Source organism: Kitasatospora sp. NPDC101235 (assembly GCF_044767505.1).
GTDB lineage: Bacteria > Actinomycetota > Actinomycetes > Streptomycetales > Streptomycetaceae > Kitasatospora.
The window spans coordinates 129,038-153,548 of sequence record NZ_JBIWNZ010000006.1 but is presented as its reverse complement, the minus strand read 5'-3'; the positions used below and the strand labels follow the sequence as shown (position 1 = coordinate 153,548).

At 73.6% G+C, this 24,511-nt stretch carries 21 protein-coding genes and 1 pseudogene; 13 read left to right on the top strand and 9 right to left on the bottom strand.

Translation table 11 applies throughout. From position 1 onward, the window contains the following. Positions 1 to 268 precede the first annotated feature (268 nt). The 4 genes and pseudogenes from ACIRRH_RS12775 (at position 269) to ACIRRH_RS12760 (ending at position 2,372) form a co-directional block, all read left to right on the top strand. Positions 269 to 1,165, top strand: a complete 897-nt coding sequence (locus ACIRRH_RS12775; RefSeq protein ID WP_403065896.1) for a hypothetical protein — start codon at positions 269 to 271, stop codon at positions 1,163 to 1,165. Continuing rightward, positions 1,162 to 1,692, top strand: a complete 531-nt coding sequence (locus tag ACIRRH_RS12770) for a GNAT family N-acetyltransferase (protein WP_403065893.1) — start codon at positions 1,162 to 1,164, stop codon at positions 1,690 to 1,692. Before ACIRRH_RS12775 ends, ACIRRH_RS12770 begins: the two co-directional genes overlap by 4 nt. 112 nt (positions 1,693 to 1,804) lie before the next feature. Continuing rightward, positions 1,805 to 1,962: pseudogene (locus ACIRRH_RS12765) on the top strand (NUDIX hydrolase); the annotation flags it as partial. After that, positions 1,959 to 2,372 carry an NUDIX hydrolase gene (locus tag ACIRRH_RS12760; RefSeq protein WP_403065890.1) on the top strand — a complete coding sequence of 138 codons (414 nt, stop codon included), beginning with the start codon at positions 1,959 to 1,961 and terminating at the stop codon, positions 2,370 to 2,372. The pseudogene ACIRRH_RS12765 and the gene ACIRRH_RS12760, both read left to right, overlap by 4 nt. 302 nt (positions 2,373 to 2,674) lie before the next feature. Here the strand turns inward: ACIRRH_RS12760 and ACIRRH_RS12755 are convergent, their stop codons facing one another. Continuing rightward, on the bottom strand, positions 2,675 to 4,006 hold the full coding sequence (locus ACIRRH_RS12755; RefSeq protein ID WP_403065887.1) for an MFS transporter: 1,332 nt from the start codon (positions 4,004 to 4,006) through the stop codon (positions 2,675 to 2,677). A 360-nt stretch (positions 4,007 to 4,366) separates the two neighbouring features. Between ACIRRH_RS12755 and ACIRRH_RS12750 the strand changes: the two genes are divergently transcribed. Continuing rightward, positions 4,367 to 5,983 carry a hypothetical protein gene (locus ACIRRH_RS12750; protein ID WP_403065884.1) on the top strand — a complete coding sequence of 539 codons (1,617 nt, stop codon included), beginning with the start codon at positions 4,367 to 4,369 and terminating at the stop codon, positions 5,981 to 5,983. Positions 5,984 to 6,016: 33 nt separating this feature from the next. Here the strand turns inward: ACIRRH_RS12750 and ACIRRH_RS12745 are convergent, their stop codons facing one another. Then, positions 6,017 to 6,490 (bottom strand): VOC family protein, encoded by a 474-nt coding sequence (locus ACIRRH_RS12745; RefSeq protein ID WP_403065881.1) that lies wholly within the window; start codon positions 6,488 to 6,490, stop codon positions 6,017 to 6,019. A gap of 136 nt (positions 6,491 to 6,626) precedes the next feature. Here ACIRRH_RS12745 and ACIRRH_RS12740 point away from each other — a divergent pair, with 136 nt between their 5' ends. Both ACIRRH_RS12740 and ACIRRH_RS12735 read left to right on the top strand, forming a co-directional pair. After that, positions 6,627 to 7,970 carry a hypothetical protein gene (locus ACIRRH_RS12740; protein WP_403065878.1) on the top strand — a complete coding sequence of 448 codons (1,344 nt, stop codon included), beginning with the start codon at positions 6,627 to 6,629 and terminating at the stop codon, positions 7,968 to 7,970. 185 nt (positions 7,971 to 8,155) lie between these two features. Then, the gene (locus ACIRRH_RS12735) at positions 8,156 to 9,646 is read left to right on the top strand and encodes an alkaline phosphatase PhoX (protein WP_403065875.1); all 1,491 of its coding nucleotides are present in this window, start codon (positions 8,156 to 8,158) and stop codon (positions 9,644 to 9,646) included. 119 nt (positions 9,647 to 9,765) lie between these two features. Here the strand turns inward: ACIRRH_RS12735 and ACIRRH_RS12730 are convergent, their stop codons facing one another. Further along, complete coding sequence (locus ACIRRH_RS12730) at positions 9,766 to 11,367, bottom strand: PucR family transcriptional regulator (protein ID WP_403065872.1); 1,602 nt, start codon at positions 11,365 to 11,367, stop codon at positions 9,766 to 9,768. A gap of 156 nt (positions 11,368 to 11,523) precedes the next feature. Here ACIRRH_RS12730 and ACIRRH_RS12725 point away from each other — a divergent pair, with 156 nt between their 5' ends. From ACIRRH_RS12725 to ACIRRH_RS12710, 4 genes are all read left to right on the top strand, one after another. Continuing rightward, positions 11,524 to 12,120, top strand: coding sequence for a PadR family transcriptional regulator (locus ACIRRH_RS12725; RefSeq protein ID WP_403065869.1), 597 nt, complete (start codon positions 11,524 to 11,526; stop codon positions 12,118 to 12,120). Next, positions 12,117 to 13,223, top strand: coding sequence for an FAD-dependent oxidoreductase (locus tag ACIRRH_RS12720; RefSeq protein WP_403065866.1), 1,107 nt, complete (start codon positions 12,117 to 12,119; stop codon positions 13,221 to 13,223). Before ACIRRH_RS12725 ends, ACIRRH_RS12720 begins: the two co-directional genes overlap by 4 nt. A 242-nt stretch (positions 13,224 to 13,465) precedes the next feature. After that, entirely contained in the window at positions 13,466 to 15,094 is a 1,629-nt protein-coding gene (gene pruA / locus ACIRRH_RS12715; RefSeq protein WP_403065863.1) for an L-glutamate gamma-semialdehyde dehydrogenase, read from the top strand. Positions 15,095 to 15,256: 162 nt separating this feature from the next. Beyond that, the gene (locus ACIRRH_RS12710; RefSeq protein WP_403065860.1) at positions 15,257 to 16,186 is read left to right on the top strand and encodes a proline dehydrogenase family protein; all 930 of its coding nucleotides are present in this window, start codon (positions 15,257 to 15,259) and stop codon (positions 16,184 to 16,186) included. A gap of 66 nt (positions 16,187 to 16,252) precedes the next feature. Here ACIRRH_RS12710 and ACIRRH_RS12705 read toward each other — a convergent pair whose 3' ends face one another. Continuing rightward, complete coding sequence (locus tag ACIRRH_RS12705) at positions 16,253 to 16,846, bottom strand: Uma2 family endonuclease (RefSeq protein WP_403065857.1); 594 nt, start codon at positions 16,844 to 16,846, stop codon at positions 16,253 to 16,255. Positions 16,847 to 16,995: 149 nt separating this feature from the next. On the opposite strand from ACIRRH_RS12705, the gene ACIRRH_RS12700 reads away from it, so the two are divergent. Then, positions 16,996 to 17,688, top strand: a complete 693-nt coding sequence (locus ACIRRH_RS12700) for an RraA family protein (protein ID WP_403065854.1) — start codon at positions 16,996 to 16,998, stop codon at positions 17,686 to 17,688. Positions 17,689 to 17,693: 5 nt separating this feature from the next. Here the strand turns inward: ACIRRH_RS12700 and ACIRRH_RS12695 are convergent, their stop codons facing one another. The 4 genes from ACIRRH_RS12695 to ACIRRH_RS12680 form a co-directional block, all read right to left on the bottom strand. Then, the gene (locus ACIRRH_RS12695; protein ID WP_403065851.1) at positions 17,694 to 18,188 is read right to left on the bottom strand and encodes a GNAT family N-acetyltransferase; all 495 of its coding nucleotides are present in this window, start codon (positions 18,186 to 18,188) and stop codon (positions 17,694 to 17,696) included. Positions 18,189 to 18,276: 88 nt separating this feature from the next. After that, positions 18,277 to 19,242, bottom strand: coding sequence for an SGNH/GDSL hydrolase family protein (locus ACIRRH_RS12690; protein ID WP_403065848.1), 966 nt, complete (start codon positions 19,240 to 19,242; stop codon positions 18,277 to 18,279). Between the two features lie 136 nt (positions 19,243 to 19,378). After that, on the bottom strand, positions 19,379 to 20,689 hold the full coding sequence (locus ACIRRH_RS12685; protein ID WP_403066263.1) for a TerD family protein: 1,311 nt from the start codon (positions 20,687 to 20,689) through the stop codon (positions 19,379 to 19,381). Positions 20,690 to 20,860: 171 nt separating this feature from the next. Beyond that, positions 20,861 to 22,084 (bottom strand): hypothetical protein, encoded by a 1,224-nt coding sequence (locus ACIRRH_RS12680; RefSeq protein WP_403065845.1) that lies wholly within the window; start codon positions 22,082 to 22,084, stop codon positions 20,861 to 20,863. 327 nt (positions 22,085 to 22,411) lie between these two features. Here ACIRRH_RS12680 and ACIRRH_RS12675 point away from each other — a divergent pair, with 327 nt between their 5' ends. Then, a complete protein-coding gene (locus tag ACIRRH_RS12675) occupies positions 22,412 to 22,915 on the top strand; it encodes an SsgA family sporulation/cell division regulator (RefSeq protein WP_403065842.1) in 504 nt (167 codons plus the stop codon). Positions 22,916 to 22,925: 10 nt separating this feature from the next. Here ACIRRH_RS12675 and ACIRRH_RS12670 read toward each other — a convergent pair whose 3' ends face one another. Beyond that, on the bottom strand, positions 22,926 to 24,362 hold the full coding sequence (locus ACIRRH_RS12670; protein ID WP_403065839.1) for a GAF domain-containing protein: 1,437 nt from the start codon (positions 24,360 to 24,362) through the stop codon (positions 22,926 to 22,928). Between the last annotated feature and the right edge of the window lie 149 nt (positions 24,363 to 24,511).

The window sequence follows — 24,511 nt, the reverse complement described above, 5'->3', positions numbered from 1 at the left end:
GAAGCTCGGCTCCGTGTCAGAGCGAACGGTGCACAACTGGCTGACCGGCGCGACCCGGTGGCCGCCGGTGAAGATCCGCCTCGCACTCAGGGCAGTATTCGCATGTACGCCCGAAGACCTGGGCTTCGTCCCGACCGGGCGGGCCCGCACCACACCGGAGGACGACGTGAGGCGACGCGACTTCATAGCGGCGGCCGGAGGCGCGGCCGTGACCGTGCTCACGAGCCCCCCTGCCGTGGCATCGAGTGGCCGGATCGGCGTCGGTGACGTGCGGAGACTGCAGGCCCGCTTCGCCGAGGTCATCGCCAGCGACCACCGCCACGGCGGTCGGCTCAGCATCGAGACCAGGGCGACCGCGCTCGCCGAGGAAGCCCTCGGCCTGCAGAAGAACGGCACCGCGACCCAGCGGGTCCGGGCCCAGCTGTACGCGTGCGCGGCATCGTTCATGTCCTCGGCGATGTGGGCCGCGATCGACGGCCGTCGCTTCGACGCAGCCCTCGAACACCACCAGAAGGCTGCCACCCTCGCGGCGATGTCCGGCGACTCCGGCATCCAGTTCCGCATCTGGTCCCACGCGGGCAGCCTGTACCGGCACCTCGGGCAGCCAGGCGACGCGCTCGCCGCCAATGAGGTCGCCCGCACCCTGCCGATCGCCCGACGCGATCCGCTGTTCGCCTCTCTCGGACACGCCCGCCACGCGGCGATCCACGGCCTGACCGGGGACTCCAACGCGGTCCGCCGGTCCATCGGGCACGCACAGGACGCCCTCAACCGCGCCGACCTCGACGTGTCCCGACCGGTGTGGATCACCGCCTTCTACGACCAGTCCGAACTCGACTCCCTCGCCCTCGCCGCCCACCTCGCGGCCGGGAACTGGGAGGACGCGGAAGCACACGCGCACCGCAGCATCGCCCAGCGGCGCGACACCATGCAGAGGTCCCGAGCGATCACCACCGTCCGGCTTGCCCGCGCCCAGCTCGGGCAGGGCGATCTCGTGCCCGCGGTCGCCACCGCCATGTCCGTCCCGGCCGAGGACTTCGCACACCCCCGCGTCACCCGGATGCTGGTCGCCTTCGGCACCTCGCTGCACAAGCTGGCCGGCGGCAGTGGCCCGGACCGCACCTGGACGGCATACGCCCACAACAGCTGGAGGACCACCGCGTGACCGTCGAACTCCGCCACCACACCACCCTGTCCCCCGAGGCCCGGCAGGACCTGCTGGACGTGTACGCCGATGTGCGGGCCCCCCTGCTGCACCTGCCGAACTACCGCGTCGACGTGTTCGCCGAACGCCTCGACCGGCATGCCACCGAGCCCGGCTTCGAACTCGTCCTCGGCTGCGACGGCGAGGTACCGGTCGGCTACGCCTACGGCAACACGATCGAGGCGGGCGACCGGTACTGGAAGCGCATGACCGAGCCCCTTCCGGACGGCTACACCGAGGCCCCGGCTCTGGCCATCAAGGAAATCGGCGTCCGGACCCGCTGGCGCGGCACGGGAGCCGCCCGCCGGATCCACGACGACCTGCTGCGCCGCCGCGTCGAGGGCCGTGTCACTCTTCTGGTCAACCCGCTCGCCGGGGAGGGCAAAGTCCAGCGGCTCTACGAGACCTGGGGCTACCGGGCGTTCAACGCGCAGCAGCCCTCTCCGGAGTCGCCCCGGCTGACCGCGATGATCCGCCCGATCCACTGAGCCTGGGGCGGCGGTGCCTGGTAGTACACGCCGATGTTGCCGTGCTCGCCGCGTGTGGCTGTCCACGGCGTCAGGGGACGGGCCATTTCGTCAACCAGCCGCTGCGTAAACCGAGTGCTTCCTGTGCGAGTACCTGGCCGGCGAGGCAACCAACAGCGACGCCGTCGAGAACGTCGACGTGATGTGGGTTCCTCGAAACTCGGTGACCCGCTTCGTCGACGCCGATACGATTTCCCATCCATCCTGGCCGTCCTGGAGGAGCAGATATGACACAGCAGACTGCAAAGGAACGCCCGGGCATTGCCGCCGCGATCGTGGTCCACGAAGGTCGCGTCCTGATGGTCCGGCGACGGGTCAGCGAGGGTCAGCTCTCCTGGCAGTTCCCGGCCGGTGAGATCGAGGCTGGCGAGTCCCCCGAGGAGGCGGCCGTCCGGGAGACCGTTGAGGAGACCGGACTGGGGGTGGCCGCCGTCAAGCTGCTGGGTGAGCGGGTGCATCCGAAGACTGGTCGGCTGATGTCGTATACGGCCTGCGAGGTCGTGAGTGGTATCGCCGAGGTGGTGGACACGGATGAGCTGGACGCTCTCGAATGGGTGGCTCTGGCCGAGATCCCCGAGTACGTGCCGTACGGGCTCTTCGAGCCGGTGCAGGCGTACCTGGACTCTGCGCTCACTGCCTGACCGCTGGCTCTACAGGGGCCTCCTTGATCTTCCGGACCGCTTGGGCGGGATGTACTGCTCCATCAGCGCCGCGGGGGGGGGGGGGGGGGGGGGGGGGGGGGGGGGGGGGGGGGGGGGCCCCCCCCCCCCCGGGGGGGGGGGGGGGGGGGGGGGGCAACGGCGGTGGACCTGCTCAACGCAGCGGATGCCGCGCGGGTGTTCACCCGGCGGCGGGCGAAGCGGGGGTAGGCAGATGCTGAGGCACGGAAACGCCGCTGCCCGGGGCTTCCGAAGGAGTCCCGGGCAGCGGCGTTCGTGCGTGGTCAGGCCGCCTTGGGGCGGCGGGCGACGGCGATGGCGAGGGCGGCGCAGAGGAGGGCGGCGAGGGCGGTGAAGCCGCTGACGGCGGGGAGGAGGCCGTAGCGCTGGACGAGGGCGCCGAGGGCGATGATGGGGCCGGAGCTGCCGAGGTAGACGATGATCCACAGGGAGCTCAGCTCGGAGCCGCGGCGTTCCGGGTTCATGGCGGCGACGGCGCTGGTGAACAGGGAGCGGTAGGCGATGCCCTGGGAGATGCCGCCGACGACGCTGCCGATGAAGAGCAGTGCGGGGGTGCCGGTGTAGCCGGCGGCGACGACCAGGCCGAGGCCGGTGGCCAGGCCGGTCATGCCGAGGGCGGTGACCACACGGTCCGAGGTCGGCGGGACGATCAGCTGGGTGGCCGCCGAGGTGCCGAGCAGGAGGGCGGCCACGATCGCGCCGACCAGCTTGGAGTCGGTGTGCAGCAGCGTGGCGGCGAAGGCCGGGGCCAGGCTGAGGTAGACGCCGAACACCGCGTAGGAGATGAATCCGGCGATCGCGGCGTGCAGGAACTCCCGGCGTCCGGTGCGCGGCAGGCGCAGGCGCTGCGGGCGCAGGTGGGCCGGGGTGGTGATCCGGGGCGGCGAGGCCGGCGGGCGGTTTTGGCCGGGCATCCGGGGGTGGAGCAGGGCCAGCGGCACGCAGAGCGCCAGCAGGGCGATGGCGTGCAGCAGGAAGGGCGTCACCAGCGGGTCGGAGCCGTCGGCCAGCAGGGCGCCGACGATCGGGCCGAGCGCGACGCCGCCCGCCGAGCAGGCGAGGGTGATCTTGGCGGCGAGAGTCGGGCGGTCGGGCAGCAGGTCGCCGAGGGCGGCCCCGGCGGCGCCGGTGGACAGGCCGACGGCGATGCCCTGGACGGCGCGGCCGGCGGCGAGCTGCCAGAAGCCGCCGGCGGTGGCGAACACGACGTCGCCCATGGCGGACAGCGCCACCGCGGGCAGGATCAGGGCGCGGCGGCCGAGGTGGTCGGACCAGTGCCCGACGATGGCCAGCACCGGGAGCAGCGCGAGCACGTAGACCGCGAAGAGGATCGTGGTGTCGAGCGGGGTGAACGCCATCCGCTGCTGGAGGAGCGAGTAGATCGGGGTCGCGAGGTTGGCGCCGATCAGCATCAGCAGCAGGGCGGCGGCCACCAGGCCGACGCGGACGCCGCGCAGCGCGTTCCAGCGGCTGATCGCGGCGAGCTGGAGCTGGGCGCGCGGCGCGAGCTCCAGGGGAAGCAGGGCCTCCGACAGTCGGCGTCCGTCGAGCTGCGCGGTGCGCAGGCCGGAGCCGGCGGGGGAGAGGTCCGCCATGGCAGGGGTCTCCTGTGGCCGGGCACCACCGGGGTCGGCGGGGTGTGCCGGCGCGCCCGTCCGGAGGCGCTGTGGTGGTGGCCGCGGGTACGGGCTCCCTGGTGGGGCGAGGTGAGCTGAAGAGGGCCCCTCCGGCCCGGGATCGGGCGGAGGGCGGTGGGCTTCGTTGCCCCGGTGGCACGCGCGGGGTGTGCGCGGTACCAGACCGAAGGATAAAGGGTGGGCGTACGGAAGCGGCGCGCGCCCCGGTGCGCGCCCCTTGAGGCCGGGCATCGGGGGTGCCCGGCCTATACGCTGAGATGGTAGATCGGTACGCGGAGCTGTTCGAGCTGACCGCTGGCTGAGGGAGAGCACACGACGATGGCCGGACGACGTCGGAAGAACGCGGGAGCTTCGGCGGGGGAGGGCGCGGGTGAGACGGTCCTGCCCGCCGACCTGGAGCTCCAGGACCTCTACGGGGCGTTCGCCGCGCACGGGCTGGATGACGAGGACCTGGACGACGCGGCGGTCCTGGTCCCACCGGTGAAGCTGCCCGCCGAGCGCGAACTGGCGGAGCAGGCGAAGGCCGTACCGATGTTCGGGTACGCGCTGGCGCTGGCTCGCTGGGCCGCCCCGCACCGGGCGGTGGACGAGTTCGGCGACCTGGTCGAGGAGGACCGGGCCCCCGCGGCCCGGCTGCTGGGCCTGGCGCCGGCCGAGGGCGAGGTGCCCGAGGAGGCCGAGGTCGAGGCGCTACGGGCCTGGTCGCTGGCCTGCGACCTGGACTTGGTGGAGCTCGGCACGACCGCGGAGGGCGAGCACGTCGCGGTTCCGGGCCCGGACCTGGAGCCCGCCGAGCAGGGAGACCCGGAGACCGTCCTGGAGCTGTGGCTGACCGCCGCCGGGATCGTCCGGGAGCTGGCCGTCGAGGCGGACTCGGTCCCGGAGGAGGCCGAGGCCGGGGAGCCGGCCGGGGGCGGCGAGGAGGACGAGGACGGGCTCTCCGAGGTCGAGGAGGCCCGCGACGAGGCCGCCGAGCTGCTGGACGAGGCCCTGCAGGTGCTCTACGAGACCACCGCCTTCGCCGAGCCGGGCAACGAGACCGTGCCGCTGGGCGTGCTGGCCGCGCTGCTGGTGGTTCCGGAGGGCGAGGAGCCGAGCGAGGAGCTGCTCGGCGACATCACGGACGTGATGGTCGCGCTGGACCCGATGCTGGGCGACCTCGCCGAGCTCGGTCTGCTGGACTACCGCCCGATCGACCCCGAGCTGTTCGACGAGGAGGACGGCGAGGAGCCCGCCGTGGTCGGCGAGGAGCCGCTGGGCGAGGAGGAGTCGGCCCGCTTCGGGCTGGTCCGGCTCACCCCGCTCGGCCAGTACGGCATCCGGCAGTGGCTGCTGGAGGACGGCTACGAGGCGCCGCTGGTCGGCGACCTGGCCAAGGGGGACGCGGCCGAGCTGCTGCGCGGGGTGTGCGAGTCGGCCAACGTGCTGCCGGAGGAGGAGCTGCGGGTGTGGACCGCGGGCCGGGAGCCGGTGGCGGCGGCACGTGAGCTGCTCGCGGCGGCGCGCGGCACCGACGGCTACGGCCCGCTGCGCCGGATGCTCTGCGTCTCGGCGCTCAACCTGCTCGGGCCGGACGCGGCGCCGGCCGTCCGGGAAGTCATGGACGATCCCGAGCTGGGCGGCGCGGCGCGGGCCTGGCTGAGCGCGCAGGGGGCGACGGACGTGCCGGTGCCGGACCGGGCGATGGCGCTGTGGACGGTGGTCGACACGTTCGCCGCCCAGCTGCTGGACACCGGCGGGGACGCCGAGCTGCTGCGCGAACTGATCACCGACCTGCCGGTGAACGGCGATCCGGCCGGGTGGTTCGGCGAGCTGTGGCGGGTCGACCACCCGTACACGGCGGACGTCCTGGAGGCGATCGGGGAGCTGCACCCGGACCGGGCGCTGGCCAAGGAGGCGCGCAAGGCCGCCTTCAAGGCACGCTCCCGGAACTGAACCCGCAAGGCGGGCTCCGAGGCGGTCGAGGGTCTAGGGCAGGTCCAGCGAGCCGTCCTCGGTGAAGGGGAAGAACGGGTTGTGGGCCAGCTCCCAGAGGTGGCCGTCCGGGTCCTCGAAGTAGCCGGAGTAGCCGCCCCAGTCGGTCGGGACCGGAGCCTTGACCACCACGGCGCCGGCCTCGACCGCCGTCCGCAGCGCGGCGTCCACCAGTGCGGGGGACTCCAGGTTCACCGCGAGGGTGACGCCGCGGAAGGAGGGCTCGCCGCTGGAGGGCACGCCCGCGTCGGCGGCCAGCTCCTCGGTGGGGAAGAGGCCGAGCGCCGAGTCGGCGGTGCGGAACCAGACGATCTCCGGGCTGGAGGCGGCGGAGCGCTTCCAGCCGAGCGCCTCGTAGAAGCGGGCGCTGCGGTCGAGGTCGGTCACCCCGAGGGTGACGATGCTGATCCGGGCGGGGAAGGTGCCCTGCGCGGTCCGGTCCTGTGCTGCGTCGTTCTGTGCTGTCATGCCGCCAGGTTAGGGAGGGCGGCTGACAACCGGGCGTCCTGACACGACCACCGCCCTCGTCCGGAGGCGGAGCTGATGACCCGGCAGCTGCGGGCACGTAAGGTGGCGTCAGCGGTGCGGGTGCGAGGACTCGGGGGTGCGGCACAGGATGATGCGGGAGAGCGGCGGCAGGCACCAGAAGCGGAACGTCGGGTCCTCGGGGTCCGCCCCGGCTCCGGACCGTCGGGTCCGGGAGGACCGTTTCGCCGGTCGGACCGCAGACCGGACCGCGGACCGGCCACTGGACCGGTCGGCCGACCAGCCCGCCGACCGATTCGCCGACCAGCCCGCCGACCGGTTTGACGACGGGTTCGCCGACCAGGAGGAGTTCTCCCGTCGGACCCTGGCGGCGGCCGACTTCCCGGTGTACGGCGTGGCCGTCGCCCCGGCCACCGCGGGTGGGGCGTCGGCCGGTGAGGCGCCGGTGGGCGAGGCGCCGGCCGGTGAGGCGCTGGCCGCCTTCGAGACCTCCGGCGGCAAGCTGCGCTGGGTCGAGGTCCAGTGCGGTGACTGGCGCTCGGCGGCCGGCCCGTACGTGACCGTGCGCACCTACCGGCCGGGGGCCGAGCGGGGCGAGCAGCTGCCCGAGCTGGAGGACCTGGTCGAGGACGAACGGGACCGCGTCTACGAGCAGTTGGGAGTCGACGAGGGCGACGGACCGGGCCGGGTACGGGCGTTGCGCGCGTGGATCACGGTCGACGGCGAGCCCTGCGCGGTGGAGGTGCACGAGGACCGGCCGGTGCCGGAGCCCGGCGCCCCCGGGTCGGGCGGGCCGGAGCCGGTGTGGGCCGGGCGGCTGCGGGTCGGCGGGCTGACCGTGACGGTGTGCGGGCGCGGGGTGGCCCCCGGCGTGGTGGAGCTCGGCTCGATCGGCGACTTCGAGCGCTGCCTGCGCGGGCGCACCGAACTGCTGCGCGACCTGGCCGCCCGTCGGGCCCGCCACGTGCCGGTCGAGGAGCGCGAACTGCCGCCCGCCGTCGGGATGGAGGCGCACCGGGCGCTGATCGCGCAGACCGTCGCCGAGTCCGCCGCGATCGAGGCGCAGGTGCGGGTCGGGCGCACGCCGAGGCTGCCGCGCGGGCTGCGCGGGGAGGTCGGCGCGGTGCGCTGGGAGGCGGCGGTGCGCCAGCAGATGCGGCTGGCCACCGAGACCCGGGAGGAGGCCGTGGCGGCGGTGACCTCGATGGTGAACCACCTCAACCGGCTGTCCCAGCAGACGCATTGGCTGGTCGGCACGGCGGAGGGCGAGGCGGCCGTCGAGGAGGTCGTCCGGTACACGGTGTTCGCGAGCGAGGTGGCGAGCCTGCCGGCGCAGCGGGCCTGGGCGCAGCTGTGGCGGGAGCGGCGGGGCGGCGGCGGGGCGGGGGTCTGGGAGGAGCAGCGGCTGGCCGAGCAGCTGTGGCTGTCGGCCTGGGAGCAGTGGCGGGCGGCGCGGCGCTGACGGGGCGCCGACCTGTTCGTCCTGACCGGGACACGCGTAAAGCGGAGGTCATGTGATGGTCATCGGTCGGCAAATGGCCGCCTGGGTGTGAGGTGGACGTCATGCCGGGTTCACCCGTCCGGCGGAGCCTGCTGGGCGTCGGCATCCCGCACCGACGCCCCCGCTCATCCTCAGGAGTTGCTGCCATGTCGCTGTCCCGCCGGGACTTCGTCAACCGTTCCACCCTCGTCGGGGCCGGCGTGCTGATCGCCGGCAGCGCCGAGGCGCTGGCCAGCGCCCCGGGCGCGATCGCCGCCCCGGTCGGCGGCGAGGCCCCGGTGGCCGCGGCCACCGGGACCAACTCGGCCGCCGGCACCGCCATCGGCTACGGCCCGCTGGTCCAGGACCCGGCCGGTCTGCTGTCCCTGCCGAAGGGCTTCTCGTACAAGGTCCTCAACCGGGCCGGCGTCACCAAGCTGCGCACCGGCGAGTTCACCCCGAGCAACCACGACGGCACCTCCGCCTTCGAGGACGAGCGTGGCGGCAACCTGATGGTCGTCAACCACGAGCTGGCCGGCGCCCGCGCCAACTGGCCGCACCCGGTGCCGCTGACCGAGGGCCACGTCTACGACCCGGGCGCGGCCGGCGGCTGCACCATCGTGCACGCCAAGCGGGACGGCTCGGTCGAGCAGTGGGTCGGCATCGCCGGCACCGCCACCAACTGCGCCGGTGGCGTGACTCCGTGGGGCACCTGGCTGTCCGGTGAGGAGACCGAGGACAAGGCCGGCAAGAACGGCTTCACCAAGGACCACGGCTACGTCTTCGAGGTCGACCCGTTCGACGACGACTACAACCGCGACCCGCAGCCGATCAAGGCCTTCGGCCGCTACGCGCACGAGGCCGTCGTGGTGGACCCGAAGCGCGCCCACGTCTACCTGACCGAGGACGCCTCGAACCCGAACGGCCTGCTGTTCCGCTGGACGCCGCCGGCCGGCTTCAAGCACGGCCGCTACAAGCTGCGCGAGCTCGCCGCCGACGCCGGTGTGCTGGAGGCCTTCAAGGTCTTCGACGCGCAGGGCAAGTTCATCGACGACCTGTCCCGCGCCACCAAGGTCGGCACCACCTACGGCGTGGACTGGGTCAAGGTCCAGGACCGCGACGCCAGGACCGTCTCGGTGCGCAAGCAGTTCAAGGACGGCGAGGTCACCCGCGCCCGCAAGCTGGAGGGCATGTGGTGGGGTGACGGCGGCTTCTACTTCGTCTCCAGCTACGCCCGTTCGGAGAGCCCGCTCCAGCACGACGGCCAGGTCTGGTTCTACAACCCGAACCGCCGCACCATCACCCTGAAGGTGCTGCTGGGCGTCAACAACGACGTCTGGGGCGACCACGACAACTTCGACGGCCCGGACAACATCACCGTCTCGCCGTACGGCGGCATCGTGATCGCCGAGGACGGCGAGGGCATCTCGCACCTGTTCGGCGCCACCGAGGACGGCCTGGTCTTCCCGATCGCCCGCAACGAGCTGAACATCGGCACCGCCGAGAAGCCCGAGTTCAGCGAGTTCACCGGGGTGACCTTCTCGGACGACGGCAAGACCCTGTTCGCCAACATCCAGACCCCGGGCATCCAGCTGGCCATCAGCGGCCCGTGGCGCCGGCTGAACGAGCACAAGCGCGGCCAGGGCTACGGCGCGTGATGGCCGTTCAGGCCTGAACGGCCGGATGTGGACGGCCGGGTTCGAACGCTCGGGCATGACCGAACAGGCATGACTGATCAGGTATGACCGAACAGGCGTGACCGGTGGCTGCCCGCGGACTACTCGTCCGCGGGCAGTCGCAGTTGCAGCATCGCCAGCAGGCGCTGCTGCGGCTGGGCGAGGTCGATTCCGGTCAACTGCTCGGCGCGGCGCACCCGGTAGCGCAGGGTGTTGGGGTGGATGTGCAGGGCGTCCGAGGCCACCCGGACCTCGCCGAGCGCGTCCAGCCAGGCCAGCACCGACTCGGCCAGCCGGGTGCCGTGCCGGCGGTCGTACTCGGTGAGCGCGGTCAGCCGCGGGTCGCGCAGGCCGGTGCGCTCCTGGAGCAGCGCGAGCATCTCGCTGACCAGCACCTCCGCCTGGACGTCGATCAGCGCGGCGACGTCGAGGTCCACCCCGCCGCGGCCCATCGCGTCCAGGATGCGGTCCGCCTGCGCGCGGGAGTCGGGGACCTGGGCCAGGCCGTCGACGGTCGAGCCGATCGCGGCGCGCAGCGGGACGCCCAGGTGCTCGCGGGCGGCCGTCACCACCGCGGAGGCCCAGTCGCGCACGGTGGTCATCGGCAGGCCGGGAGGCAGCTCGGGCAGCAGTACGTACACCCGGGACTCGATCGGGGCGAGCAGCGCGGTGCGGTGCCGGGCGGCGGTGTGCACCGAGATCAGGCCGGTGACGTCGGAGCGGTGCAGCGCGTCGGTGGTGTGCGCGCTGTAGGCGAGCACGGTGGCCGGGCGGCGCAGGTCCAGGCCGAGGTGGGTGGCGAGCGACTGGGGGCCGGTGGAGCCCTCCAGCAGGCCGGTGAGCAGGGTCTGGGTGAGCCGGACGTCGGCAGACAGCTCCCGGCGGCGGCGCACCAGCTGGGCGGCCGCGACCCGGGCGGCGCCGACCAGGGCCTGCTCGGCCAGCGGGGCCAGCGGCTGGGCGCCCTCCTGCACCCAGATGGTGCCGAGCGGCTGCGCCCCGGCCCGGATGCCGACCGCCAGGCGGCGGCGCAGGCCCAGTTCGGGGTGCGGTTCGACCGCGATCGGGGTGTCCGAGCTGCGCAGGTGCTGGAAGATGCCCCACTCGCGGAGCTTGGACAGGTACGGCTCCGGGCCCTGCCAGCCGAGGATGGACAGCCGGCGCAGGTCGTCGACCTCGTCGGAGTCGGAGGAGCGGGAGTAGGCCAGCACCCGGCTGGAGGTGTCCTCGATCGAGACGATGCCGTTGGTCAGCACGGCGACGGTCTGGGCGAGGGAGAAGAGGTCGCCCGCGTTGGGCTCGGGGGAGCCGGGGGCGTCCGGGGCGTCCGGTCCGGCGATGATCGCGCGGGCCAGCGAGTCGAGGTGTTCCCAGCGGGTCTCGCGGCGCACCGAGAGCAGCGCGACGCCCGCGTCGGTGGCGGCCTCGCGCAGCGCGTCGGCCTGGCCGGGGCCGTCCAGCTTGACCGCGACGGCGGCGGCCCCGGCCCGGCCGGCCGCGCGCAGGGCGGGCAGGGCGGCGCGGCCGCGGGCGCCGATCGCGAGCACGAGTTCGCCGGGGGCGGCGGTCGGCGGGTCCTCCGGGTCGAGGATGGCGACGTCGCGCACCGGGACGTCCAGGCCCTGCGGGGCGGCCTGGAGTTCGACCAGCGGTTCGCCGAGGGACATCAGGAGTTGACGGAGCGGCAGGCCGGGGGTGGTCACGCCGGTCCTCCTTCATCCGCTCGGACAACGTTTTGTGGTTGATTTTAGCCGGGCGGACAGAGTTGTGGGCCGTCCGAGGATAGTCACTCCTGAATAGTTGACTCTGACTATTCGACAATGGATAGTCATAACCAACCAAGAGATGAGGCAAGTCTCATGGCGAAGCGACGCAAGGTGTCGAATCCGCTGGCCCTGGTGGTCCTGGCCGAACTCGGTGCCGAGCCGATGCACCCGTACGAGATGGGGCGCAGGCTCAAGGAGCACGGCAAGGACCGCAACGTCAGGTACAACCGCAGTTCGCTCTACATGGTCGTGGAGCAGCTGCGGAAGGCCGGGTTCGTCGCCGAGCAGGAGACCGTCCGCGACACCCAGCGGCCCGAGCGCACCGTCTACGCCCTCACCCCGGAGGGCCAGGCGGAGATGCTCGACTGGATGCGCGAGTGGATCTCCGAACCGCAGGACGAGTACCCGGCCTTCGGGGTCGCCCTGTGCCTGCTCGTGGCGCTCCCGACCGAGGAGTCGGCCGAACTCCTCGGCCGGCGGCTGGAGGCGCTGGACACACGGATCGACGCCTCGCGCGCCCTCCTGCACAAGGGCGGGCAGATGGGCGTCCACCCGATGTTCGTCGTCGAGGAGGAGTACGCCCTCGCGCTGCTCCAGGCCGAGCGCCGCTTCACCGAGAGCCTCATCGCACAGCTCGGGGAGCCGGATTTCAACCGGACCCTGCGGGAATTCATGAGGAGCCTGGAATGAGCACCGTCAGCACCACCCGCAACCCCAGCACCATCTCGAAGGCCCTGGTCGTCGGCGGCGGCATCGCCGGACCGGTGATGGCCCTGGCCCTGCGCCAGGCCGGCATCGACGCGGAGGTCTTCGAGGCCTACCCGACCTCCGCGGACGGCATCGGCGGCACCTTCATGATCGCGCCCAACGGGCTGGCGGCACTGGCGGCGGTCGGCCTGGAGGCGGAGGTCGGCGTGGTCGGCCAGGCCATCGGAAAGATGGTCATGGAGGACGCCGAGGACGGCGTGCTCGCCGAACTCCCCCAGGTGTCCGGCAGGCTGATGAGGCGCGCCGAGCTGTACACCGTCCTCCAGCGGCGGCTGCGCGAGGAGGGCGTCGCCGTCCGGTACGGCAAGCGGCTGGTCGGCGCCGAGGAGGGCGAGAGCGGCGTCACCGCCCGGTTCGAGGACGGCACCACCGCGGACGGCGACCTGCTGATCGGGACGGACGGCACCCGCTCCGTCGTCCGCACCCTGATCGACCCGGCCGCGCCCGGCCCGCAGTACACCGGTCTGATCGGGGTCGGCGGGTACAGCGGACACCGGCTCACCGGCCCGCGCGGGGCCGGGGAGTCCATCCACTTCGCACAGGGCCCGCGGGCGTTCTTCGGTTACTGGGCGATGCCCGGCGGGGCCGGGACGGCCTGGTTCAGCAACATCCCGCAGCCCGAGCAGCTCACGCCCGAGCAGGCCCGTGCCATCTCGCGGGAGGAGTGGCTGGCGCTCGCCCGCGAGGCGCACGCCGACGACCTGCCCGCCCGGGAGGTGCTGGCACAGGTGGACCCTGCGACCGTCGAGGTCTTCCCCCGGCTGGAGATCATGCCGTCCGTGCCGCACTGGTACCGCGACCGGATGGTGCTGGTCGGCGACTCGGTGCACGCCCCGTCCAACAGCTCCGGCCAGGGGGTCTCGCTGGCCGTCGAGAGCGCCGTCGAACTGGCCCGCTGCCTGGCCGGGCAGCCCGACCTGGCGCGTGCCCTGGCGGCGTACGAGGCGGCCCGGCGGCCGGTGGTGGAGGCGGTCGCGGCCAAGGCGGCGGTGGTGAACGGTCAGAAAGCGAGCGCCGGCGTGTGAGCCGGTGCCCCGGGCCGGGGGCGTGAGCCGGTGGTGCGGGGTGGTGTGAACGGTGTGGCGGTCGGGGGCGGTTCGTGACCGCGGCGTGACCCGATTCGTCGGGCCGGACAACGCCGTACGGGGGAATTTAGCCGCCCGGCCAATCATGTGGGCCGGTGGCCAGGAATAGCGTTCGTGCTGTGGCCTGCGTGCGACCCGCGCCGGCAATCCCCCCCGCACTGAACGAAGGAGAGCGTGCGCTCATGGACGCTGTGACCCAGGTCCCCGCGCCGGTGAACGAGCCGGTCCACAGCTACGCCCCCGGGAGCCCGGAACGGGCTCGTCTGGAGGCCAAGCTGAAGGAGCTGGGCGGCCAGGAGCCGGTCCAGCTGACCATGACGATCAACGGTGAGCGCCGGATGGGCGGCGGCACCGAGATCCACGTCGTCCAGCCGCACAACCACGCGGCTCGGCTCGGCACCCTGCGCAACGCCACCCAGGCCGACGCGCAGGACGCCATCGACACTGCCCTGGCCGCTGCCCCGGCCTGGCAGGCGCTCTCCTTCGACTCCCGCGCCGCGATCTTCCTCAAGGCCGCCGACCTGCTGGCCGGCCCCTGGCGCGAGACCCTGGCCGCCGCCACCATGCTCGGCCAGTCCAAGACCGCCCAGCAGGCCGAGATCGACACCCCCTGCGAGCTGGTCGACTTCCTGCGCTTCAACGTGCACTTCGCCCGCCAGATCATGGCCGAGCAGCCGATCTCCTCGGACGGCGTGTGGAACCGCAGCGACCACCGCCCGCTCGAGGGCTTCGTCTACGCGATCACCCCGTTCAACTTCACCGCGATCGCCGGCAACCTGCCGACCGCGCCCGCGCTGATGGGCAACGTGGTGCTGTGGAAGCCGTCCCCGACCCAGCAGTTCTCCGCGCACCTGCTGATGCAGCTGCTGGAGGAGGCCGGCCTGCCCAAGGGCGTCATCAACATGGTGACCGGCGACGGCCTGGCCGTCTCCGAGGTCGCGCTCAAGCACCCGGCGCTGGCCGGCATCCACTTCACCGGCTCCACCGCCACCTTCCAGCACCTGTGGCGCGAGGTCGGCAACAACATCGCCGGCTACCGCACCTACCCGCGGATCGTCGGCGAGACCGGCGGCAAGGACTTCCTGGTCGCCCACCCGTCCGCCGACCCGAAGGTCCTGAAGACCGCGATGACCCGCGGCGCCTTCGAGTTCCAGGGCCAGAAGTGCTCGGCGCTGTCGCGGGCCTACGTCCCGGCGTCGATCTGGGCCGGCCTCAAGGACGAGTTCGCCGCCGAGGTCGAGGGCCTCACCATGGGCGACGTCACCGACCTGTCCAACTTCATGTCGGCCGTCATCGACGAGCGCTCCTTCGCCAAGAACAAGGCCGCCATCGACCGCGCCCAGGCCGACCCGGCCGTGGAGGTCCTCGCCGGCGGCACCTACGACGACTCGGTGGGCTACTTCGTCCGCCCGACCGTCCTGGTCTGCCAGGACCCGGCGAGCGAGTACTTCAAGGACGAGTACTTCGGCCCGATCCTGGCCGTGTACGTCTACGAGGACGAGAAGTACGAGGAGATGCTGGCCCAGATGGAGTCGGTGTCCGCGTACGGCCTGACCGGCTCGATCATCTCCCAGGACCGCGCCGCGGCCCAGGACGCGATGCACAAGCTGCGCTTCGCCGCCGGCAACTTCTACATCAACGACAAGCCGACCGGCGCCGTCGTCGGCCAGCAGCCCTTCGGCGGCGGCCGCGCCTCGGGCACCAACGACAAGGCGGGCGCCAAGCAGAACCTGGCGCGCTGGACCTCGACCCGCTCGGTCAAGGAGACCTTCGTCCCGCCGACGGACTACCGCTACCCGCACATGGGCTGACCAGCCCTGTCCTCCTGATCGCACGGCTCGTCCAGTAGCCATCGGTCACCCGCGACGCCCGGTCCCGCAGCCGGGCGTCGCCCGCCGGGGCGGCGAGATCACCCCCGTTCCGCCGCCCCGGCCCTTCTGCCACCCTTGGAAACACCAGCTCCAGGAGTCACGATGCTCCGTTCCGCCCTCCTCGCGGCCTCCCGGTCCCCGCAGGTCCGCACCGTGGTCGAGAAGTTCCCCCCGACCCACGCGATAGTCGAGCGCTTCGTCGCCGGCGACGCCCTCGAAGCGGCCATCACCGCCACCGACGACCTGATCGCCACCGGCCGCAAGGTCACCCTGGACCACCTCGGCGAGGACACCCAGGACGCCGCCCAGGCCGCCGCCACCGCCGAGGCGTACGAGCACCTGCTCAAGGCCCTCAAGGAGACCGGCCTCGCCGCCGGCGCCGAGGTGTCGGTCAAGCTGTCGGCCGTCGGCCAGTTCCTCCCGGTGGACGGCGAGAAGATCGCGCTGGAGAACGCCCGCCGGATCTGCGAGGCCGCCGCCGACGCGGGCACCACGGTGACCCTCGACATGGAGGACCACACCACCACCGACTCCACCCTCGGCATCGCGCGTGAGCTGCGGGCGGACTTCCCCTGGCTGGGCGTCGTGCTCCAGGCCTACCTGCGCCGCACCGAGGCCGACTGCCGTGACTTCTCCGGCGCAGGCTCGCGCGTGCGCCTGTGCAAGGGCGCCTACAAGGAGCCCGAGTCGGTCGCCTTCCAGGGCAAGCACGAGGTCGACCTCGCGTACGTCCGCGCACTGAAGGTCCTGATGGCGGGCGAGGGCTACCCGATGATCGCCTCGCACGACCCCAACATGATCAAGATCGCCGGCCAGCTGGCCCAGTGGAACGGCCGCAAGCGGGACTCCTTCGAGTACCAGATGCTGTTCGGCATCCGCCCCGAGGAGCAGCTGCGCCTCGCCGGCGAGGGCAACACCATGCGCGTCTACCTCCCGTACGGGCAGGAGTGGTACGGCTACTTCATGCGCCGCCTCGCCGAGCGCCCGGCCAACCTGACCTTCTTCCTGCGCGCCATGGCCACCCGCGGCTGACCCTGGCACCCACGGACCACGGCCCGCACCCCTGACGGGGGTGCGGGCCGTCGTGTACTCCCGGCTCTAGAGGAAGTCCTTGGTGTCCAGCTCGAATTCGAACGGGGCCGGAACCACGAGCGGTTCGCCGAAGGCGGCGAGATGCACCTCGGTGTACTCCTCGCGGTGGGGCTTGCCGAAAAGGCTCACTTGCGACTTCTCGCGGTCGATCAGCAGGTAGAGCGGGATGCCGGCACGGGCGTAGCAGTGCCGCTTGGTGATGCGGTCCTGGTCGGGCTTGCTCGACGTGACCTCGGCGACCATGGCCACACCGTCGGGTTCCATCCACGGCGGGGCGCCGCGGAAGAGGCGGAGTTCCCGTGGCGCGAACGTCGCATCCGGGATGACGTGGTTCTTCGGGCAAAGGCCGCCGCTGACAAGCCGGAGACCTTTGCCGCCGGACACTTGCATGTGGACCTTGGACTTGGCCTTCACCTGATCGATGAGAAGGTCGATGTAGTCCTCGTGATCGCCGTCCGGCGGTGGTGCCACGATGATCTCTCCCTCGATGAGCTCGGCTCGGAAGCCTTCGGGGGAGTGCAGGCTCAGGAAGCTCTCCAGCAGGATGTCGGCATGCGATGGGGAGCCCGTGATCGGTTGCTCATGCGCCACAGCACTCATGATGCCCCTCCTTCAGAGGACCGTCACGCTAGTCGCGGCTCGGCCGGGCCATGCCGTATACGGCGGAGTTTCACTCGATGGTGTGAGTTTGAAGTCGGGCCTAGGATCTCCCTGCTGGTGAACTGGCTTTTCGAGCGGAGGAGTTGGGGATGCTGAAGGCCTTCGAGGGGTTGTCGACGCCGTTGGTGGCGGATGCCTGTGTGCGGCTCGGGGTGGGCTTGCGGGTCGCGCCGGTGGGGGTGGCGGCGGTGGTGGCCGGGGCCCGGGTGGCGGGGCGGGCGCTGCCGGTACGGCACTACGGGAGCGTGGACGTGTTCCTGGAGGCGTACGGGGCGGCCCGGGACGGGGACGTGCTGGTGATCGACAACGGCGGGCGGACCGACGAGGCCTGCATCGGGGACCTCGCGGTGCTGGAGGCGCGGGCCGCCGGGGTGGCCGGGATCGTGGTGTGGGGACTGCACCGGGACACTCCCGAGCTGCTGGAGATCGGGCTTCCGGTGTTCAGCTACGGGGCGCTGCCGCTCGGCCCGGTGCGGCTGGACGACCGGGAGCCGGAGGCGCTGCTGACGGCGAAGTTCGGGCCGCACCCGGTGAGCGCCGAGGACGTGGTGTTCGCCGACCCGGACGGGGTGCTGTTCGTGCCCGCGGACCGGGTCGCGGAGGTGCTGGAGACGGCCGGCGCGATCGCCCGGACCGAGCGCGCCCAGGCCGGGCGGATCACGGCCGGGGACACGCTGCGCCGGCAGACCGCCTTCGACGCGTACCTGGAGCGGCGCGCCGCCGACCCGGCGTACAGCTTCCGGCAGCACCTGCGGCGGGTCGGCGGGGCGATCGAGGAGTAGGCCGGTCACAGCGGCCGGTACATGACGTGCAGGCCGACGTAGCCGTCCACCGGGTGGAGGAAGGCCTCGGGAACGGTGCCGACGATCTCGAAGCCGAGCGACTCGTAGAGCTTCACGGCGTGGTGGTTGTTGGCGACCACCGCGTTGTACTGCATGGCGCGGAAGCCGGACCGGCGAGCCCAGTCGAGGGTGTACTCGACCAGGGCCCGCCCGATCCCCTTGCCGTGGTGGGCCGGGTCGACCATGTAACTGGCGCTGGCGACGTGCGCCCCGTTGCCCGGGCGGTTGCGGGTCATGTTGGCGGTGCCGAGGATCCGCCCGTCCTCGTCCACGGCGACCACCGTGCGGTTCGGGGCGGCGAGCAGCCACCACTCCCGGCCCAGCTCGGAGGGCATGTCCAGGGGGTAGGGGAAGGTCTCGCCGGCGGCGACGATGGTCCGGAAGAACGGCCAGATGGCGGGCCAGTCGTCGGGGGTGGCCTCGCGGATGTCGTAGGGCATCGGACCAGGATGGTCCCCCGACGGGTGGGTGGGCCACCGGTTTTGCGCGGTTCGGTCGGCCGGGGCCGGCCGCCGGGGGCGGAGCGGGTCAGCCGCCGAGGACGGCGTCCTCGACCAGGGCGGCGGTGTGGGCCTGGCCGGTGGCGTTGGGGTGCACCACGGCGTACTCGAGGGGGAGGATGCTGGTCAGCACGCCGTCCAGCCAGTGGTCGGCGTCGCAGACGCTGTGGCCGGCGCCGGCGCGGTAGAGGTCCACGAAGGTGTCGCCGTGGGCGGCGCTGTCCCGGGCGATGAGCGCGTTGAGCGGCTCCAGGAGCGCGGTGCGGGCCCAGGCGAGGTCGCCGGTGGTGAAGGTGCCGAACTGCAAGGGGTTGCCGTACTGGCAGAGGGCGGCGTCCTCGGGGACGAGGTGCGGGTAGCCGACGGTGAGGACCCTGGCGGACGGGGCCTTGGCGTGCAGTGCGGTCAGCATCCGGTCGTAGTCGTTGCGCAGCCGGGCGAAGCGGTCGGGCAGGCCCGCGTCGAACTTGTCCTTGCAGGGCGTGCCCTGGCCGAGCCGGACGGCGCCGAGTTCGATGCAGCCCTTGAGGATCTCGGCGAAGCCGAGGTCGTTGCCGCCGATCCCGACAGTGACGAGGTCGGTGGCCGGGTCGACGGCGTCGATCTGCGGCGGGACGGGCGGGTAGGGGGCGTTCGGGTCGGTGCCGAGCGGCGGGAGCGGGCGGCCGAGCGGGGACTGCGCGTGCGCGTCGACGGCGTCGGTGGTGGCGCCGCTGCAGCTGACGTTGCGCAGCGCGACCAGGGAGCCGAGGTCGCGGCGGATGATCTCGGGGTAGGACTCGACGGTGCGGGCGCAGCCGTCGCGCGGCGCGGTCTCCTCGCCGGTGGCCTCGATGACCCCGGCGGTGTAGGAGTCGCCGAGGGCCGTCCACCGCAGTGCGCCGGCGCGGCCGCCCGGCCGGGCGGCCGCCTGGGCGGTGGTCGGGGTGATCAGCCCGGCGGCGAGCGCGGTGGCAGTGCCGGCGACGGCGAGGCGGGACAGGAAGCGTGGCACGGCTCTCCTCCTCGGGGTGCGGGGGAGAGCGCGATTCACCCCCCTTGAGAGTCAATCGAGTCGCCGCGTGGGTGACTTGATGCCTCAGGGGGGTGAATCCGCGGGCGCGGCCGTGACGCCGCGGGGCAGGGCGTTCCTAGAGCGCCGCGGCAGCGGGCTCGATCATCGCCCGGGCGGTCTTGCCGTCGACGTACTCGCCGAGTGCCGTCATCTCCCACTCGCCGCCCGGACGGCGGACCAGCTTGCACATCATCACACCCGTGTGCGGCTCGGAGTTGGTGAGGTCGAAGCGGACCAGCTCCTCCTCCGTCCGGGCGTCGAGCAGGCGGCAGTAGGCGTCGCGCACGTCGGTGAACTTCTGGCCGGAGAAGGAGTTCACGACGAAGACCAGCCCGTGGACCTCGGCCGGCAGGCCCTCCAGGTGGACGGTGATCACCTCGTCGTCGCCGCCCTCGCCGCCGACCAGGTTGTCGCCGGAGTGGGAGATCGCGCCGTTGAAGATGTTCAGCTTCATGAACCAGGCCGTCTCCAGCCGCTTGTGCCGGGCGTCGAAGGCGAGGCAGGAGGCGTCCAGGTCGATGTCGCGGCCGCGGGCGGTGGACTTCCAGCCGAGGGCCATCCGGACGGAGGAGAGGAAGGGACGGCCGTTCTTGACCAGGGAGACCGAGCTGCCCTTGACCAGGCTGATCCGGCCCTTGTCCAGGGTGATCTTCCCGGGGGCGGCCGGGGCCGGGGGCGCGGCGGGCGCCGGGGGAGCCGCGGGCGGGGCCGGGACGGCGGTCTGGCCGGTGGCGAGGGCGATCCGCGGGTCCACCGGGGCGGAGACCGGTGCGGGCGGGACGGGCGGGGCGGGCGGGACGGGGAGCTGGACGGTCCGGTCCACCGGGGCGGGCGGCGCGACCGGGGCCTCGGGGGCCGGCGGCGCGACCGGCGCGGCGGCGGCCGGGGCCGGGGAGTCCTGGACGGTGACGCCGAAGTCGGTGGCGATGCCCGCGAGGCCGTCGGCGTAGCCCTGGCCGACCGCGCGCACCTTCCATGCGCCGCCCCGCAGGTAGACCTCGACCACGATGAGCGCGGTCTCCAGACCCAGCCGGGGCGGGGTGAAGGTGACCAGCACCTCGCCGGTGTCGGCGTCGCGGACGGTGGCGGTGGGCTCCATCCCGGAGAAGGTGGAGACCTGGTCGGCGGGGCTCGCGGTGACCACGATCTTGCTGATGCCCGCCGGGACGGCCCGGGTGTCGACGGTGATCGCGTCGGGGGCGCCGGCGGTGGCCGGGCGGTGGCTGACGCCCGGGCCGTTCGGGGCGTTGAAGAAGACGAAGTCGTCGTCCGAGCGGACCTTTCCGGCATCGGTCAGCAGCAGGCCGGAGACGTCCAGCGCCTTGGGCGCGGTGACCTCGACGGTCACTCGCGCGGCGGTCAGCGGTGCGTTGCCGCCTTGGGTCAGGACGGTGGACACGGACTCCTCCTCGGGTGCGGAACGGCGGCCCGGCCGGGGCCGTCGGGGGCGCCGGGCCGGGTGCTGCCCACAGTAACGAACGAGGGTACGGGGATGCGCCCCTGCGGCGGGGCCGACTGTCGGATCGTCGGACGACCGCCGCGCCCGGCCGTCGGCAGGTCAGCGCGCCGTGGCGGCCCGGGTGGTAACCGGCGCGGGAACTGGCGAGGCGGGGGCCGGCGAGGCGACCGGGGCGCCGGGCGTCTGCGGCTCGGCGGGCAACGGCGGTACCGGGCCGAAGCCGCCGAGCGCGGCGACCGCGCGGGGGCGGTCGAGGGCGAACGCGGAGACGCTCCAGCTCTCCGCCGGGGCCGGCTTGCGGACCACGGCGGACGGGTCGGCGGCCGGACGGGCACCGCGGACGCCGAAGGTGTAGTGGCCGGGCCGGACGTCGACGCCGGGCGGGGTGGTGAACCGGTAGACGAGGGTGCCGCGCTCCTGCTGGGCGGTCACCACGGCGCCCGGCAGGTCGGTCCAGGCGGAGCCGGTACCGGGGGCCGACTCGCCCGGGGCGAGCCGGAACTCGGCCTGGAACGCGGTGACCGGCTCGGCGACGGTGAGGGTGAGCTGGTGCCGCAGGCCGTCACGGCCGAGCGGGCAGACCAGGGCGGCGCCGGACAGCGCGTGGTCGGCGTCCGGGTCGGTGCCCTTGGCGGGGGCGGCCGGTGTGTCGGTCTCCGGGACGTTCGCGGCGGGCGGCGGCGCCGGGCGGGCGGGCATGTCCGGCCGCAGCCCGGGGGCGTTCGGCGTCTGGCCGGAGGCGGGTGGGGCGTAGCCGGGCTGCCCGGTGCCCGGGGCCGGGACGGAAGGGGAGGGCGAGGGGCCGGCCGGGGCAGGGACGCCGGCCTCGGTGCCGGCGAGCTGGGTGCCGGGGGCCGGCGCGTCCTGCCCGGCCGAGGTCTGGCCGCCGGTCTGGGGTGCGCCCGGGCCCGCCGGGCGGGGTGCGGGCGGGGAGACGGCGACCGGCGCGGCCCCCGAGGGATGCGCCGAGACGTGCGAGGAGGGCCGGCCCGCGGTGGGGTGGCCGGGGGAGGCGCCGGACGACGGGCCGTCGGTCGGAGTCTGCGCCGAGACCGCTTCGGCCCGGTCGGTGGTGCCCGGCGTGGGCGGCGGGGTGGTGCCGACCCGGGCGACGCCGGCCCGGCGACCGATCCCCTGCTGCTCGTTGAGCAGCAGGGTGGTGGCGATGCTGATGCCGACCACGGTGGACATGGCCATCGCGGCGCCGGAGAAGCGCAGGGTGGGCAGCCGGAACAGGCCGCCGAGACGGCGCGGCCGACCGTGCCGGCCCTGCCGTGCGGGCTCGTGCTGCACGTCCCGCGCGGTGTCCTCGCGCACAGCCACCGGACCCCTCCCTCCCCGAAGCCGCCGTCGCGTCGCCGTATTCTCCCACGCGCCGCCGCCGGGCCCGGCTCCGGCCGACGAGGGCCGGTTCCGCGCGGGCCCGCGCGGGGAGGGGGAGAGCGTACCAGCGGGCGACCGCATCGTGATCCCTTGGCATCCGTTTCGCGGACAACCGTTCGATATGCGGAAGTTGACGTTCAGTCCGACAAGCGCGGTAAGGGTCGGTTGCCCCGGACGGGGGTTATTGCAACCCCCTTGCAACCCTTGCCCGCCGCGCCGGGCGTGACGCAGGCTGAGGGCATCCCACGCCGTCCCGGAGAGACCGTCATGCCGCTCGACCCGCTGTCCGCAGCCTCCAGTGCACCCCTCGCCGCCACCCCCACGGGCGGCGATGGGGACGGCTCCACCGCCGCTCCGGCGGCGGTGGAGGAGGAGGTGCTGATCCTGCGGATCTCGCTGGGCGAGGACGTGGTCGGCGAGGTGCGCACCAGGCTCCGGTTCGACGCCGCGCGCCCGTACGAGGTGCTGCTGACCTTCCACCTGGGGCGGCCGGACGAGGCCGACTGGGTGTTCTCGCGCGAACTGCTGCGCGACGGCCTGCGCACGCTGAGCGGCCAGGGCGACGTCAAGCTGTGGCCGGCGTACTGCCCGTGCCACGGCGCGACGGTGCACCTGGCGCTCGAATCCCCGCACGGCAGCGCACTGCTGGAAGCCTCCAGGCCCCGGGTGCAGGCCTGGCTGGACCGCACCTACGCACTGGTCTCCGAGCACCAGGAGCGCTGCTGCGGCCCCACCGACGCCGAGCTGGCCGCACTGCTCGCGGACGGCTGAGGACGGGTCGTCAGCGACGCTCCGGCGGCGCGGCGGCGCACGGCGGTGGGAGTGACGGCGCGCCGGGCAGCCGGGCCGTCCCCGCGGCCAGCGCGGCCCGCAGTCGCCGGACGGCCGGGGCCGAGGAGGCGGGCAGCAGGTCGTACGGGTCGTCCGGCCCGTCCACGGTGACCAGTACCGACTCGGCGATCCGGTAGGGCCGGTGGGCCAGCAGCCCGCCCAGGTAGCGGCGCAGCCGGGACAGCTCGGCGCGGACCGTCACCGTCCGGCCCGCGTCACCGAACAGCGCCTCGGCGAGTTGGGCGGCGGTGCTGCCCTCGCGTCCGGTGGCGAGCAGGAGCAGCAGTTCGGCGTGGCGCGGGCTGAGCGGGTGCGACCAGCTGCCGGCGGCGCCCCGGACGGACAGCTCGGCGCGGTCCGGGCGGCGCAGGTCGAGCCGGAGGTGGGCGCCCTCGGCCTGTTCGGCGGTCACCGTGCCGGAGCCGTCCTCCTCGGTCGGCCGGACGGGGCGCACCAGCCAGCCGTCGGCGAGCGGCTCCAGCGCGCACTCGCCGAGGCCCGGCACCCAGTGCACGGTGGCCGGGGCCCAGCCCTCGCTGGGCACCTGCAGCCGGCTGGGCGGCGGCAGCCCGGCCGCGGCGGCGGTCCAGCCGGCCGCGTCCACCACCAGCGCCGGGCCGCCGACCCGGGCGAGCAGCGGGGCGGCCAGGGTGCGCAGCTGGTGCAGCGCCTCCAGCCGGTGGGCGCGCAGCTCGGTCTCGGCGAGCCGCGCGGCGGTGGCGGTGAGCTGGAGCAGGTACGGGCGGACACTGTGCGCCGGGCCGCTCAGGTTGACGGCACCGACCAGCTGCCCGGTGCCGGGGTCGCGCACCGGCGCGGCCACACAGGTCCAGGAGTGGTGGCTGCGCAGGTAGTGCTCGGCGGAGTGGACGTGCATCGGGCGCCGGGTGCGCAGGGCGACCGCGATGCCGTTGGTGCCGACACTCTCCTCGATCCAGCGGGCGCCGGTGATGAAGCCGATCCGGTCGGCGCTGCGGCGCAGGCCGCGCTCGCCCTCCTGCCAGAGCACGTGGCCCTCGGCGTCGGCGACGGCCAGCAGCAGCGGGGCCGCGCCGCCCACCTCCAGCAGGGTTTCGCGCAGCACCGGCAGGACGGTGTCGAGCCCGCTGGTGCGTCGGCGCTGTTCGATTTCGCCGGGGCCCAGCAGGACGGCGGCGGCGCCGGTGTCGGGGTCGAGGCCGAGGCGGCGCAGCCGGGCCCAGGAGTCGCCGATCTCGGGGCGGGGTTCGAGCAGGCCGGGGCCGCCGGCCTGCTCGGTGAGGGCGGGAGCGGTCAGTTCCCGGGCGGCGGCGTCGGCGAGGGTGCGGTCGTGGACCTTGGCCAGTTCCGCCGCGGTCGGCGGGGTGCGGCGCTCTGGTCGTCGGGACTGCCGTCCGGTCTGCCGCACTCGCGTTGCTCCTCGCCGCCGTTCGAGGACGCGTCGGGGTCGACGCGCTGACGAAAGCGTACGGGTGCGGTGGGCCGCTGGGGATGGGGTCCGGCAAGTCGGCATACCGGACGGTACGGATGCGGGCCCGGCCCCGGGACGCCCGGTGG

What these genes read in the sequence shown, in the direction of transcription:
- ACIRRH_RS12705 (WP_403065857.1), bottom strand. Translation starts at nt 16,846, where the DNA reads ATGAGTGCTGTGGCGCATGAGCAACCGATCACGGGCTCCCCATCGCAT.
- pruA (WP_403065863.1), top strand. Translation starts at nt 13,466, where the DNA reads ATGGACGCTGTGACCCAGGTCCCCGCGCCGGTGAACGAGCCGGTCCAC.
- ACIRRH_RS12695 (WP_403065851.1), bottom strand. Translation starts at nt 18,188, where the DNA reads ATGCCCTACGACATCCGCGAGGCCACCCCCGACGACTGGCCCGCCATC.
- ACIRRH_RS12720 (WP_403065866.1), top strand. Translation starts at nt 12,117, where the DNA reads ATGAGCACCGTCAGCACCACCCGCAACCCCAGCACCATCTCGAAGGCC.
- ACIRRH_RS12745 (WP_403065881.1), bottom strand. Translation starts at nt 6,490, where the DNA reads ATGACAGCACAGAACGACGCAGCACAGGACCGGACCGCGCAGGGCACC.
- ACIRRH_RS12755 (WP_403065887.1), bottom strand. Translation starts at nt 4,006, where the DNA reads ATGGCGGACCTCTCCCCCGCCGGCTCCGGCCTGCGCACCGCGCAGCTC.
- ACIRRH_RS12725 (WP_403065869.1), top strand. Translation starts at nt 11,524, where the DNA reads ATGGCGAAGCGACGCAAGGTGTCGAATCCGCTGGCCCTGGTGGTCCTG.
- ACIRRH_RS12710 (WP_403065860.1), top strand. Translation starts at nt 15,257, where the DNA reads ATGCTCCGTTCCGCCCTCCTCGCGGCCTCCCGGTCCCCGCAGGTCCGC.
- ACIRRH_RS12675 (WP_403065842.1), top strand. Translation starts at nt 22,412, where the DNA reads ATGCCGCTCGACCCGCTGTCCGCAGCCTCCAGTGCACCCCTCGCCGCC.
- ACIRRH_RS12760 (WP_403065890.1), top strand. Translation starts at nt 1,959, where the DNA reads ATGACACAGCAGACTGCAAAGGAACGCCCGGGCATTGCCGCCGCGATC.
- ACIRRH_RS12735 (WP_403065875.1), top strand. Translation starts at nt 8,156, where the DNA reads ATGTCGCTGTCCCGCCGGGACTTCGTCAACCGTTCCACCCTCGTCGGG.
- ACIRRH_RS12750 (WP_403065884.1), top strand. Translation starts at nt 4,367, where the DNA reads ATGGCCGGACGACGTCGGAAGAACGCGGGAGCTTCGGCGGGGGAGGGC.
- ACIRRH_RS12700 (WP_403065854.1), top strand. Translation starts at nt 16,996, where the DNA reads ATGCTGAAGGCCTTCGAGGGGTTGTCGACGCCGTTGGTGGCGGATGCC.